This window comes from Acetivibrio straminisolvens JCM 21531, assembly GCF_000521465.1.
Lineage (GTDB): Bacteria > Bacillota > Clostridia > Acetivibrionales > Acetivibrionaceae > Hungateiclostridium > Hungateiclostridium straminisolvens.
In genome coordinates this window covers 99938-113138 of the sequence record NZ_BAVR01000003.1, presented here as the reverse complement: position 1 = coordinate 113138, position 13201 = coordinate 99938, and the positions used below count along the sequence as shown (strand labels likewise).

At 37.1% G+C, this 13201-nt stretch carries 16 protein-coding genes and 2 pseudogenes; 13 read left to right on the top strand and 5 right to left on the bottom strand.

Annotation, left to right across the window (positions count from 1 at the left end; all coding sequences use genetic code 11):
• Positions 1–77 precede the first annotated feature (77 nt).
• The 7 genes and pseudogenes from JCM21531_RS01525 to yhbY all read left to right on the top strand — a co-directional run bounded on the left by JCM21531_RS01525 (position 78) and on the right by yhbY (position 3849).
• A complete protein-coding gene (locus tag JCM21531_RS01525) occupies positions 78–692 on the top strand; it encodes a ribonuclease E/G (RefSeq protein WP_439644267.1) in 615 nt (204 codons plus the stop codon).
• 106 nt (positions 693–798) lie between these two features.
• Positions 799–1110: a 50S ribosomal protein L21 gene (gene rplU / locus JCM21531_RS01520; RefSeq protein ID WP_038286870.1), complete on the top strand. Its 312-nt coding sequence runs from the start codon at positions 799–801 to the stop codon at positions 1108–1110.
• Between the two features lie 11 nt (positions 1111–1121).
• Entirely contained in the window at positions 1122–1463 is a 342-nt protein-coding gene (locus JCM21531_RS01515) for a ribosomal-processing cysteine protease Prp (protein ID WP_038286869.1), read from the top strand.
• Positions 1456–1733 (top strand): annotated as a pseudogene (gene rpmA / locus JCM21531_RS01510) (50S ribosomal protein L27). Before JCM21531_RS01515 ends, rpmA begins: the two are co-directional and overlap by 8 nt.
• Positions 1734–1841: 108 nt before the next feature.
• Positions 1842–3116 (top strand): GTPase ObgE, encoded by a 1275-nt coding sequence (obgE, locus tag JCM21531_RS01505; protein WP_038286867.1) that lies wholly within the window; start codon positions 1842–1844, stop codon positions 3114–3116.
• Positions 3117–3260: 144 nt separating this feature from the next.
• Positions 3261–3452 (top strand): hypothetical protein, encoded by a 192-nt coding sequence (locus JCM21531_RS01500; RefSeq protein ID WP_038286865.1) that lies wholly within the window; start codon positions 3261–3263, stop codon positions 3450–3452.
• A 106-nt stretch (positions 3453–3558) separates the two neighbouring features.
• Positions 3559–3849 carry a ribosome assembly RNA-binding protein YhbY gene (gene yhbY / locus JCM21531_RS01495; RefSeq protein WP_038286863.1) on the top strand — a complete coding sequence of 97 codons (291 nt, stop codon included), beginning with the start codon at positions 3559–3561 and terminating at the stop codon, positions 3847–3849.
• 129 nt (positions 3850–3978) lie between these two features.
• Here yhbY and JCM21531_RS01490 read toward each other — a convergent pair whose 3' ends face one another.
• The gene (locus JCM21531_RS01490) at positions 3979–4548 is read right to left on the bottom strand and encodes a DUF4364 family protein (protein ID WP_243467031.1); all 570 of its coding nucleotides are present in this window, start codon (positions 4546–4548) and stop codon (positions 3979–3981) included.
• Between the two features lie 238 nt (positions 4549–4786).
• Here JCM21531_RS01490 and JCM21531_RS01485 point away from each other — a divergent pair, with 238 nt between their 5' ends.
• The 3 genes from JCM21531_RS01485 (at position 4787) to JCM21531_RS01475 (ending at position 6155) form a co-directional block, all read left to right on the top strand.
• Positions 4787–5467, top strand: coding sequence for a 4Fe-4S double cluster binding domain-containing protein (locus tag JCM21531_RS01485; RefSeq protein ID WP_038286861.1), 681 nt, complete (start codon positions 4787–4789; stop codon positions 5465–5467).
• Positions 5457–5633: a hypothetical protein gene (locus tag JCM21531_RS18840; protein ID WP_157833635.1), complete on the top strand. Its 177-nt coding sequence runs from the start codon at positions 5457–5459 to the stop codon at positions 5631–5633. The genes JCM21531_RS01485 and JCM21531_RS18840 overlap by 11 nt, the downstream gene beginning before the upstream one ends.
• Positions 5634–5711: 78 nt before the next feature.
• The gene (locus JCM21531_RS01475; RefSeq protein WP_243467030.1) at positions 5712–6155 is read left to right on the top strand and encodes a hypothetical protein; all 444 of its coding nucleotides are present in this window, start codon (positions 5712–5714) and stop codon (positions 6153–6155) included.
• Between the two features lie 3 nt (positions 6156–6158).
• Here JCM21531_RS01475 and JCM21531_RS01470 read toward each other — a convergent pair whose 3' ends face one another.
• The 4 genes from JCM21531_RS01470 to JCM21531_RS01455 form a co-directional block, all read right to left on the bottom strand.
• Entirely contained in the window at positions 6159–7247 is a 1089-nt protein-coding gene (locus tag JCM21531_RS01470; protein WP_038286857.1) for an NAD(P)/FAD-dependent oxidoreductase, read from the bottom strand.
• A 93-nt stretch (positions 7248–7340) separates the two neighbouring features.
• Positions 7341–7712, bottom strand: a complete 372-nt coding sequence (locus tag JCM21531_RS01465) for a hypothetical protein (RefSeq protein ID WP_243467029.1) — start codon at positions 7710–7712, stop codon at positions 7341–7343.
• A gap of 120 nt (positions 7713–7832) precedes the next feature.
• On the bottom strand, positions 7833–8072 hold the full coding sequence (locus JCM21531_RS01460; RefSeq protein ID WP_038286854.1) for a ferritin family protein: 240 nt from the start codon (positions 8070–8072) through the stop codon (positions 7833–7835).
• Between the two features lie 99 nt (positions 8073–8171).
• Positions 8172–8336, bottom strand: a complete 165-nt coding sequence (locus JCM21531_RS01455; RefSeq protein ID WP_243467028.1) for a hypothetical protein — start codon at positions 8334–8336, stop codon at positions 8172–8174.
• Between the two features lie 175 nt (positions 8337–8511).
• On the opposite strand from JCM21531_RS01455, the gene JCM21531_RS01450 reads away from it, so the two are divergent.
• From JCM21531_RS01450 to JCM21531_RS01440, 3 genes and pseudogenes are all read left to right on the top strand, one after another.
• Positions 8512–9606, top strand: a complete 1095-nt coding sequence (locus JCM21531_RS01450; RefSeq protein ID WP_038286852.1) for an NAD(P)/FAD-dependent oxidoreductase — start codon at positions 8512–8514, stop codon at positions 9604–9606.
• Positions 9607–9773: 167 nt separating this feature from the next.
• Positions 9774–11666: an LTA synthase family protein gene (locus JCM21531_RS01445; RefSeq protein ID WP_038286850.1), complete on the top strand. Its 1893-nt coding sequence runs from the start codon at positions 9774–9776 to the stop codon at positions 11664–11666.
• A 164-nt stretch (positions 11667–11830) separates the two neighbouring features.
• Positions 11831–12960, top strand: a pseudogene (locus tag JCM21531_RS01440) (polysaccharide deacetylase family protein).
• Positions 12961–13201 lie beyond the last annotated feature (241 nt).

Sequence of the window (13201 nt, the reverse complement as noted above, 5' to 3'; positions counted from 1 at the left end):
ATTTGAGTATTACCAGATTGACAGTATGATTCAAAAGGCATTGGCGAAAAAAGGTCTGGTTAAAATGCGGAGGGTATATTATTATTGAGAGAACAGAGGCTCTTACCGTTATTGATGTAAACACCGGAAAATATGTCGGAGTAAGCAACTTGGAAGAAACCGTTTTGAAAACCAATCTCGATGCCGTTAAAGAGATTGGAAAACAATTGAGACTAAGGGATATTGGTGGAATAATCATTATTGATTTTATTGATATGCATGAGCCGGAACATCAGCGGCAGGTACTGGAAGCTTTAAAGCAAGTTCTGAAAAAGGACCGTACCAAAACAACTGTGGTGGGAATGACCGGTCTTGGCCTCATTGAAATGACAAGGAAAAAGGTAAGGGAAGGCCTTGAATCCATGGTGCTCCATGACTGTCCTTATTGCGAAGGCAGAGGAAAAATACTTACTCCTGAGTCTGTAGCACGTAATGTTGAAAAAGAAATAAGTAAATATTTCACAAAAACGATAGCAAGTGCTATTATGGTTGAGGTCCATCCTACGGTGGCCGAAGTATTAAAGGGTGAAGACAATGACAACCTTGCAAGAATTCAGAATTTATTTAATAAAAAAGTTATAATAAAGCCTACAACGGAAGTGGGCCATGAAGAAATGAAAATAAAAGAAGTTGACATAGATACACTTGTGTGATAGAATATTTCGGTAGCCGCTCGGTGCAGGTTTAGTAAACGCAAGCAATAATTTACTTTGTTGCTGCTACCTTTCGCCGGCGAGACTGGGTAGGGAGGTGTTTTGAATGTACGCTATAATTGAGACAGGCGGAAAACAGTACAAGGTTCAAGAAGGTGACGTGGTTTTTGTTGAAAAGCTTGCGAATGATGAAGGTTCAACAGTTACTTTTGACAAGGTTGTAGCTGTATCAAAGGAGGACAAGGTGAGCTTCGGTGCTCCGTTCGTAAGCAATGCGTCCGTTACTGCCAAGGTATTAAGCCACGGCAAGGATAAAAAGATTATTGTTTTCAAATTTAAGCCTAAGAAAGGTTATAGAAGAAAACAGGGCCACAGACAGCCTTATACAAAAATACAGATTGAAAAGATAAATGCATAAGGTAATATGCAATGATTAGAGTCGAAGTAATCAGGGATAGCAATCGTTTTATAAGGGAACTCAGAGTTACAGGGCATGCAGGCTACGAGAGGCGCGGAAAAGATATAGTATGCGCGGCTGTGTCGGTTCTTGCATACACTGCGGCGGGAGCTTTAGAAGAGCTTGCCGGTATAAAAGGGTATACCGAAAGGGATGGATATATGAGATGTGCTGTTCCGAAGGATATACCGGAGGAAAAGAAAGAAACGGTTAGAACTATCCTTGAAACAGTAGTGTTAGGTTTAAAGCAAGTTGAACTTGGATATGGAAAGTATGTATCGGTTTTAGATAAGGAGGTGTTGACCGATGATTAAGGCTAATTTGCAGTTGTTTGCCCACAAAAAAGGAGTGGGTAGTACAAGAAACGGTCGTGATAGTGAATCTAAAAGATTGGTGTAAAAAGAGCCGACGGTCAGTTTGTTACGGCCGGGAACATTCTGGTTAGACAGAGAGGTACAAAAATACATCCCGGTGCAAATGTTGGAATCGGGAAGGACGATACACTCTTTGCTCTGGTAGACGGAAGAGTGAAGTTCTCAAGATTGGGTAAAGATAGAAAACAAGTAAGTATTATTACAGCATAGAGAATAAATTATGAATCCCGGTTTTACCGGGATTTAATTTTTATATTTGTGCAATACTAATGGATAGAAAGATTCTGTATTATAGTATGGCCATGGAGTTGAAAAACAATGTTTATTGATAGTGCAAGAATTTATATAAAAGCCGGAGACGGCGGAAACGGTGCAGTATCTTTTCACAGGGAAAAATACATAAGCAAGGGCGGCCCGGACGGTGGAGACGGCGGAAAAGGCGGAGATGTTGTTTTTGTTGTGGATGAGGGATTGAGGACGCTTCAGGATTTTAGATACAGAACCCGCTACAAAGCTGAAAACGGGCAAAACGGTGGCGGCTCCAACTGCTCCGGCAAAAGCGGAGAAGATTTGATAATCAGGGTTCCTCCGGGAACTTTGGTTAGAGACGAACAAACCGGAAGGATTTTGGCTGACCTTGTGAAACCTGGACAGAGGACTGTAATTGCAAGAGGCGGCAAGGGTGGAGCCGGAAATCAGCATTTTGCAACACCTACAAGGCAGGTGCCCAATTTTGCCAAGCCAGGAGAACCTGGGCAAGAGATATGGGCAATATTAGAGCTAAAACTCTTGGCTGATGTGGGTTTGATTGGTTTCCCCAATGTGGGCAAATCTACTATTCTTTCAATGGTTACGGCTGCGAGGCCAAAGATTGCGAATTATCATTTTACGACCATTGACCCAAATCTTGGCGTTGTAAACATTGATGCCGAAAACGGTTTTGTAATGGCAGATATACCGGGAATTATTGAAGGTGCGCATCAGGGTGTGGGTTTAGGTCACGAGTTTTTAAAACATATTGAAAGAACAAAGCTTCTTATTCATGTTGTGGATATTTCGGGTTCTGAGGGAAGAGACCCGGTTCAAGATTTCGAAGTAATCAATGATGAACTGAAAAAGTATAATCCTGTACTTTACGAGAGGCCCCAGATTATTGCTGCAAATAAAATGGATGTCACAGGAGCTGAGGAAAATCTCGAAAAATTCAGAAAAGCTGTTGAACCTCTGGGATATAAGATTTTTCCCGTATCTGCGGCATCCAATACGGGACTTAAGGAATTGGTGTATTATGCCGCACAGAAGGTTAAGGAGCTTCCGGATACTATTCTTGTAAGCGATGAAGAGAATGAGGTAGTGTATACCGCAGTTGAAGAGGAACCTTTTAAAGTGCGAAAGGAAAATGATGTTTTTGTAGTTGAAGGAAGCTGGGTAATGAAGCTGGTTAGATCCACTAATTTCGACAATTATGAGTCGTTGCAATATTTCCAAAGAGCCATAAGAAAAAAAGGGATTGTTGATGCCCTGGAGAGTATGGGAATTAATGAAGGAGATACCGTAAAAATGTATGATTTGGAGTTTGAATATTTCAGATAAAAATTATTCGAATATCCTGTAATTGTTTGTCCTAACAATGTATACAAAAAGATTTGCTGGACAGATATGTACTATCTGTTGTAAAATATATATATGATAAACTTAATATAAGCATGATAAAACGGAGGGGCATTAGTAAGCTTTATGGAATGTTTTAATTGTGGAAACTGTAAAACCGGCAGTGCGGCATATTATTGCCTGATGAAGGATGACTTTGTGCTAAACGAAGAAGCAACATCCCAAGTTATCGAGAAGACTAGGGCTGGATGGAAAAAGGGGCATCCGAGGTATGAGGTTCAAAGGAGAAAAAGCCGGAAGGAAGTTGAGGCATACTAAGACATGAATGGGGATAGGGTCGACTATCCCCATTGTTTTGAATTATTTTGAAAAATTAAAAATATATAATAGATTAAAACAGATATGCTTGACGAGGAGAGTTTATATGCTTACAGGTAAGCAAAGAAGTTATTTAAGAAGTTTGGCAAACAACATCGAACCGATTTTTCAAATTGGTAAGGGCGGAATAAATGATAATATGATAAAGCAGTTTAACGATGCTTTAGAGGCCAGGGAGCTTATAAAAGTTACAGTGCTTAAAAATGCTTTGGCCGAGACAAAAGAAGTATGCCATGAAGTGGCAAGTCTTGTAGGAGCTGAAGTGGTTCAGGTTATAGGAAGTAAATTTGTTTTGTACAAGGAATCAAAGGAGAATAAGGTAATAGAACTTCCATAGTTTATATATCTTTAATGCTGAAAAGTAATGTTTGAAGAGCCCTCAAAGGGCTCGATGCATCAATAAGCTCGGGACATCCGCCCCCTTTGTTTTTGCCTCTTTCGTTTCACTCCAAGAGGCTAACTAAAATCAAGACTTTTGCTCGTTGATTCCGGTTCTGTCTTTTATAAGGCTTTCAATGATTTCGCTGTATATTTCCTGGGCGTGCTTTTTCCAGTTTTCACAAATTCGCCGCGCATCGTTTTTTGTTCCCACGGTAACCTTTAAATCAATAAGATTAAAATTGTCTTCCCGGACCTGACACGAGACCGTGAATTCATTTTCCCCGCTGAGGGTATAGTCGGCCGATATAAAGGTTTCATTTCTAATGTTGTTCCTTATATTGGATATACTGTTGTCAATCAGGCTCTTTATACCTCTGGGTATGTGGTTGGTAAAATAGCTAAGTGTCTGTTTGCCCGAAGGTGTAATGGTGTAAAATGCTTTATTATCAATATTTTTATACAATAAATAATTACTGCTGCATAGTTCATTGAGAAGCTGCTGAAGCATGAAATAATTCATAAATTTATTTTCCAGGATGATTTTTGTTATCTGCAGATTACTGATAGGTATATTTACCTTGTCAATAATATAAAGAAGGATTAGTTTATTCTCTGCAAGCTCTTTGTTGCTGCCGATACTCATAGCAATAATCATTCCTTTCGATCAGCTTGTTTGATTTTCTTATTGTGTAATCGTAACATATTTTGAGTGTATTATAACATAGTAGAGGGTGATTGTGCCATATTGCCCGCAAACAAATCCAATTTTGATTTATATTTATTAATAAATCTATTAAAAATAAGATACATTATGGAAGAATTGCAATGTATGTTTTATAATATGTTAATGTGTATCAGTGTAGAAAATAAGGTTGTCATAAGGAGTATTCGGTATGGAGAGTTTCATCAAAATTCAAGATAAATTAATGGATTTGGGGGCATCTTTTGTAGGGTGTTCCGATGTAGAAGCATACCTTCCGCAAAGCCTTAAAAAGGTTGGATATGCTATAACCGTTGGGGTAAGACTGTCCGATTTTGTTATTGATCAAATAAGTGACAAACCTACCTATACTTATTTTCACCATTACAGGACAGTTAATACTTTGATAGACCAGATAACTTTAAGGGGCCAGATAGAGCTTCAGAACATGGGATATAACGCTATGGCAGTACCTGCTTCCCAAACGGTAAATGATTTGGAGGACAGATACTCGGGTATTTTCCAGCATAAGACTGCTGCTGTAAAAGCGGGCCTGGGATGGATAGGAAAAAGCGGTTTGTTTATAAGCTCAAAATTCGGCCCTAGAGTAAGGCTTGGGACGATACTTACAGATATGAAATTGCCGGTACAGTCCCATGCTATTAGGGACGGCTGCGGCAACTGCAGGATATGTGTTGACAACTGTCCGGCAATGGCTTTGACCGGTAACAGCTGGACCGAAGGCTGCGACAGAAGCCATATTGTTGATGCACAAGCGTGCAGTGATTATATGAACCGAAACTTCAAACATATAGGCAGGGGTTCGGTGTGCGGTATCTGCATCAGGGTATGCCCTAAAGGCATTGCGAGATGAAAACGCTAATTTTTCACAAAGACGGGAGACTGCATGCGACTCAATCAATATTGATGACTTTTTTAATTCCGGTATTGATGTAGTTATAAAGACACAAATTGATCAATACAGGCCTAGGATTGTTTTAGGAAAAATGGAATATTTTAAAGAAGATAAAAGAAAATAATGCATGTTTATTCTTTTTAGCCAGTGAGAATAATAATTCTGGGTGATAATGATGGGATATATCTTTTTTTATTTTTCATTGTTTGGAGTACTGGTTAGTCTGATTATATGTCTTTATTTTAAGCCTCTGGACTTAAAAAAGAGCGTTATAGGCATAATATCGGTTGCATATTCAATGGTTTTCGAGACGGTACTGGGCAGCTATTATAAGCTTTATTATTATCTTAATCCGCAAGACTCAATGATTTATATTGTGATAGCGGCAATTTTCATATATCCTGTGTTGAATATTATATATACAATGTTTCTGCCTAAAAGCAAAAAGGCAGTACTTGGATATACATTAGTATGGATAATAGCCATGTTAATTTTTGAGTATTTAAGTGTGATATTCGGCACAATAGTTTTTACCGGATGGAATCCCGTGCCGTGGTCTTTGGTTACTTATATTTTCACTTACCTTTGGGTGTATTTGACATACCGATATTTAAGCAAAAAAAGATTGCCTTTAAAACTCTACTAATTCTTACGAGTCATTATTTTTAAGCTTTTTTATTTTTTCATTTATCAAATACACTCGAGCGAAATTTTTTACCACGTCCAACCTAGTGTTGTACAAAAGGTGCCGAATACCCGGAAAACCAATTGTAGCAAAAAGAAAATCATAAGTATTGTTGCTGGCTTTGTTAAAGGCTTTCCTCATTTGATAAAGCTGATAGTTATGTTTGGTCACTCGCTTAAGAAGCCTTTCATAATCTAGGCCTTTTGCAATGGAGCGGGCCGCCATTACGCCCATTTCTATGGAATTTAGCTGGCCGAAGCCTAAAAACGGGTCTATTGCGCCGCCGGAATTCCCGGCAAAATATATGTTATCTACCTTATGAGGATAAGCAAACCCTGTATCGTGTGCTTGTTTGAATTCTTCAATGATAGTGTAATTTATATTTTCATAATTCAAAAAATCTTTCCAATAATGGTCAATCTCTTTTTCATTTACGTCAGTTACTACCAATATAACCGAAGCTTTTTTATTGCTAAAGGGTGTAAGGTAGGCATAGCCGTTTTTGCAATAATCTTTATTAATCCACATAACAAGCGTGTTTGGGTCAAAATCCCCTAATATAATTCCACCTCTTATATATGTTTTTATTGTCGGATACCAGCATCCCAATTGATTGGTAAACACAGTATTCCCATTTGCAACAACCACATAGTCAAACTCCTTTGCCAGTGGTTCAATATCTCCGTAGGTATTGAATTTTATCTCGGAAGATTTAAGATGGGAAAAAAGCTGCAAAGGCAGAGAATCTTTATCTTTTCCCCTTTTTAGAAAAAATCCGAAATCACCCTTAATCACAGTTTTCTTATTTGGAGAAATGTGTGTAAGGTTGTTGACCCTGTTAATAGGAGTTATGCTTATATTAAAGTTTTTCTTAATGTATTTTATTGCATCTTTTATGGGTCTGTGCTGAATTTCCAAAAGAGCCGAAACATGGCTGTATTGGTCGCCAATATATCCATTTCTCTGAAATATTACAGGTTTAATGCCATGCCTCTCCAATTCGTAAGCGCAAGAAAGGCCTGCCAATCCTCCGCCGATTATTGCGACTTTCACATCAATTACCTCCGAATCTTTTTAGAAATATAAGCCACGCAAAAACCAGTGAGCCGTTTACAAATGTCAGGATAGTATATAACCAGATATTCATCACGACATATCCTCCTTCTTATCAAGCACTACTATTGAAAACCAGCTTAAAATAATCATAATGCACATATCTATGACTATACTGTTGGTAAAGTGCCAATTGATATAAGTAAGGCTGCCGCTGAACAGCATTAAAGCTTCCTGAAAATAAAAGAGTGTTGAAAATGCAAATATATTTAAAATCCTGATCCACCTTTTTTTAGGGTAGAACTGGGCAAACAGAGTTCCTATAGTAAATACCGGCCCTGCAGTAAAGAAAATGGAAGACCCCATTATGCTAATTACAGGATTATTTACTCTGTATAATCCATAACTAATAGCATGCGTGTCTGTTATAAGCTGCAGGGCCAAAGCCAGGACTCCGCACCACATATTTTTTTCAATTCTCGAAAATCAACCAAAATAAAAAAGAGTATCCAACTGGTTACAAATAGTATAATCCACTCCATAACGAAATTATCTCCCAATATGCGAATTAATTAATGCTATATGCTAAATTTTAGGTCTTAAAGGGAATAGTTTGGAGATAATTCCCTCTGATGATTGAAGCCTGTCTATTCTCTGTTGAAGATTCACTATAGCTCTCATTTCATCGTCCCTAAGTTGGGTAAAAACCTGTCTTGCTTCAGGATTTTTGACATAAATAAGGCTTTCATTATAAAATACCTCGTTTGCAATTCTACATTGCAGTAAATCCTGTAAAATATCAATTTGCTCCACAATAATCACCATGCTTTCTTTATGGTATTCAAAACGAACATAGGGACTTATAAAAGCTAAATAATCAGGACTTATCTATAGATAACAAAATCATCTTGTCATTTATCATTTTTATATGATCCCGGGAAGTTTCGAAAAGTCCCTAAGAATATTTTTCAATTCCTTAGCCCTTGAAATTTCGTAATAGTGCTCATATTTTTTCAATAAAAGCTCTTCTCTATTTATTGCATCGGTGAATGCAATGTTTAAAATATATTGTTGTGACTGCCTTTCCATAAATTCCTCCGAAAAAGCAAAATTAAATTAAACTATAAATCTATAAATATTTTTGTCTTTTTTGCAGATATTATTCTTATGAATTAATAAGGAAGTAATGTAAAAGCAATACGGATTATGAAACATTAGTAATTTGCAACGATTAACATAAACTTTATACTTAAGGTGGGATATTATGAAGGTGGCTATAATTGGTGCGGGATTGGCCGGATTGTCCTGTGCTTTTGAGCTGGAAAGAAACGGGATATTGCCGGTTATTTTTGAGAAAAGAGATTATATAGGTGAAAACTATATGATTTCCAGTACAACTATGAGATTATTTGATAGAAGCTACAGGGACCCAATAAAATACTTTAAAAAAACATATAATTTAAATCTTATGCCCTTTTCTCCTCTTAAGGAAATAGAAATGAATGGGCCAACAAAAAAAGGTGTTATAAACGGAAGATTGGGATATGTATTCATGAGAGGAGACGAAAAAAATTCTCTGGAAAATCAAATTGCAATGCACATCAAAGCCCCTATACATTTTGATACTTATATAAATGTTGACGACATAAAAAAAGATTTTGACTATATTGTTGCTGCCACCGGTGATGAAACCATTGCAAATCAGCTTGAGGTCTGGCACACGACTACAAGTGTATATACAAGAGTTGCTCTGATAGTGGGAAATTTTAAAGTAGGTTCCGCAAAAATGTGGGTTAACCGAGAGTATTCCAAAGCATGCTACGGGTTTTTGGCTCCCCATAACAAAAAAGACGGCAGATTGCTGTTAGCTGTGAATGATATAGCCGAATATGAGTTTGATCACTATTGGAATAATTTTACGAGGGTGGAAGAAGTGAAATATAAAATAACTGAGACAAGGGACATCATAACCAAACTTGGATATGTATCTTCTGCTAAGGTTGATAATATTTACTTAACCGGTAGCGCGGCAGGACTTATAGACGATTTTTTGGGTTTTGGCGCAATTAATGCTATTGAAAGCGGAATTCTTGCGGCACGAGCCATCGCAAAAGGCAAGGACTATAATGAGTTGATTAAGCCAATAAAGAAACATGTATCTAAAATTCATGAACTTAGAAAGATGGTAAGCGAATTTGACAATGAGGACTATGACCGGATGATAAAGATTTTGACTATGCCCATTATAAAACGGATTATTTATAACAATCCCTTGGCGAAGGTGGAAAAAATAACCCCTACAGCAAGAAAATACAACAACATGAGACATAGAAAACAACGGCGTATTATAAAACGATAGTTATTAACAACCAATAACTAATACTTGATTTTTTGATTTATATGTTTTAGTCTATATATGTTTAGAGTTATTTCACAATTTTGAATCGGAATAAAGGCGGTATAAACCGGCCATGGGGGATTCATATAATGAAATAAAGTAAAATGATGTATAAGTGAGGTTATTATATGAAAATCAGTATAGAAAGAGTAAGGGGCAATATTTTTACCAATGTCAGACCGCGACTGGATATATTTGGAATAATTTATGCTTTATTTTTTGCATGTTCTATTGTGTTTAAAGGTGTATTTCTTCAATTTCAAAACCAAATTAATTTTAGACCCTTTTTTTCAACAACAAATATCTTCATGTTTGTTGCTTCAATGTCTTTTGCATTGGTACTGGTGGCTTTGTTGATTATTTTTCATACCAAAAGAAGGATGTTGTTTTTTATATCAAACATCCTGATGTCGGTTTTGTTGCTTGCCGATGCTCTGTATTTACGCTATTATAATACAATAATAACAATACCGGTCATTTATAATGCCCGCTATTTAGGCCCGGTCAGAGAGAGCATCATGAGTCTTTTTAGGATTAGCGACATACTTTATTTCTTAGACATTCCGATTTTTGCAGTAATGTCGTTTGTATTATCCAAAAGAACTGAGCAAAGCAAGATTCCATTACTTAAAAGATGCATAGTTGCAGCAGTACTTATCCTTATATCCTTAGGTTCTTTCAAAATTGCTTACAGTAAGAATGATATGTCCGAGTATGATAACAATTATATCGTGAAGAACTTCGGAATAGGCTATTTCCACTATTACGATGTGAAAAAATATTTAAGGGAAAACTACCTTAGGGACAAAAAGCTTAGAAGTGATGAGAAAAACGAGCTGATTTCCTTTTTTGAGGAGAAAAACAAGAAAAACGGCGAGCTTTCCGATAGATTTGCCGGGATAGCGAGAGGGAAAAACCTTATTGTTATCCAGATGGAAGCGCTTCAGCATTTTGTTATCAACAGTAAAATGAATGGAAGGGAAATAACTCCGAACTTAAACAAGCTTGTGAGGGAGAGTTTGTATTTTGACAATATCTACGTTCAAGTGGCAGGGGGAAATACATCGGATGCCGAGTTTATGGGCAATATCTCATTGTATCCTGCCAAAGAAGGTGCGGCATATTTTAGGTTTGCGACAAATGAGTATAATACTATTGCCAAAGAATTAAAGAAAGAAGGTTATAATTCTTATGCTTTGCATGCTTATGGCCCTGCGTTCTGGAACAGGACCGAAATGTACAAAGCTGTAGGTTTTGACACTTTTATAAGCTCCAATGACTATGTTATGGACGAATATATAGGCTGGGGAGGTTGGGCACTCAGTGATGACTCGTTTTACAGACAGTCCATGGATATAATTGATGTCACCAAGCCGTTTTATTCCTTTTTCGTAACTCTTTCCGGCCATCACCCTTATTCTTATTTTGAAGATAAGCAGACCTTTGATGTCGGAAAATATGACAGGACATATTTTGGAAACTATATTAAAGCTCAAAACTATGCAGATGCAGCCATTGGGCGTTTTATTCAAAAGCTTAAGGACATGGGATTGTATGAAAACAGCCTTATAGTAATTTACGGAGACCATACAGGGCTTCCGAAGACTCAGGCGAAAGAACTTTTGGAATTTCTCGGACTCTCCGAAAGTAAAGTTGATTGGATAAAGCTTCAAAAGGTGCCTTTGCTGATACACTGTCCGGGAGTGGAAGGGGAAATTATCGATACAACTGGGGGACAGATTGACATACTCCCTATGATAGCCAATATGATGGGATTTGAAAACTATTATGCTTTGGGCAAAGACTTGTTGAATACACAAAAGGGTTATGCGGTATTAAGAAACGGTTCGGTGCTGACAGACGAATATTACTACTGCAGCGAGGATGACACGGTCTATGATATGAAGACCGGCGAAGTTCTTGATAAAAAAGATTATGAAGAAGAAATACAAAAGTATCAAAAGGAGCTTAGAATATCCGATATTATTTTGGAAAAGGATGCATTGCGAAAGCTAAAATAAAACATTCAAAAAAGTACAGAGAAGGTTTAATTTGTATTTGAATTATGTCTTATATGTTTATATAATTAAAATATACTAATATGAGTTAATGAAAAAATATTGTGTATTATAAAGATTATTTATATAAAGGCGCAGCTTATAAATAACGAAGGAGAGTATATAAAATGACATCTTTCTTTAGAACAAAGGTTATTAAAATAGTTCCGGCAATAGTTTTATCTCTTTCTTTACTGCTTGCAGGATGCAACAGTCCGAAGTTAAATGACGACTTAAAGTCTCCGGTTCCCAATACCTCGGGACAAGATTCGGGGCAAGCGGACAGTTCTTCAGCACCTGCAACACCCACACCGACACTGATACCTACGCCTACAATTGACGTTCAAAGTGTCAAGCCCAATGAAGCCGGAAAAATAATGGTTGTTATGTTCCATAATTTTGTTGAATCTTTTACGCCTACAAGTTATGATAACGGGGAATATACCACGACTTTCAGTGAGTTTGAAAAGCTGCTTCAGAGCTTGTATGATAACGGATACAGACTTATCAGTATGAGTGATTATTTAAATAACAATATTTCCGTGCCCGCAGGATGCATTCCTATGATATTTACATTTGACGACGGAACGGCTGGGCAGTTTAATCTGGTTGAAGAAAACGGGACTCTAAAAGCAAATAAAAAATCTGCAGTAGGTATTATGGAAGAGTTCTACAAGAAGCATCCTGACTTCGGACTTAAAGGTACTTTCTATGTAAACCTTGGCAACAGTACTTTTGAGGGTAAAGGCACCCTTCAAGAGAGGCTCAAATATTTGGTTGACAAAGGGTTTGAAATTGGCAATCATACCTACACGCATATAAATTTGAAAAATACCACAAGTGCGGAAAAAATACAGGAGGAGATTGGAAAGAACCAAAAGACCATCGCCGAGCTTATACCGGGATATAAAATGACTACTTTTTCTCTTCCTTACGGACTTCCATCCAAAGACCTTCAGACTATGTTATAAAGGGTGTGTATGACGGGGTGGAATACGAACATGCGGCAATTATGGAGGTGGGCTGGGATCCGGCACACTCACCTGTATCGAAAGATTTTAATCCTCTTTCTACCCACAGGGTTAGAGCTTCGGGAATTAATCCTGTAGAATGTGACTTGGCTTGGTGGATTAAGAATTTATCCAGAGGAGAGCAATATGTTAGTGATGGAAATCCCGATACCATTACAGTTCCTGCGGGGAAGGAAGATAAAATTGATAAGGATAAGCTAAAGGACAAGGAGCTCATAGTTTATTAAGTGTTAAATCACAATTTGAATTAACTTCGAGCAAAAGGGACTTAGCGGTCCCTTTTGTATTATTTTATCACTTTGAGTGCCGTATTACTTATTTTATGATTTGCATTAAAAGTGATACTGTATTATAATTAATGTGTATAATATTAGATATGTAACATAGAATTTCCCATGACAAGTTAGCCCTACAAAAAGTAAATAATTTAAAAGAAAAAATTTGTGTTTATTTGCAGCTATTGCTGCA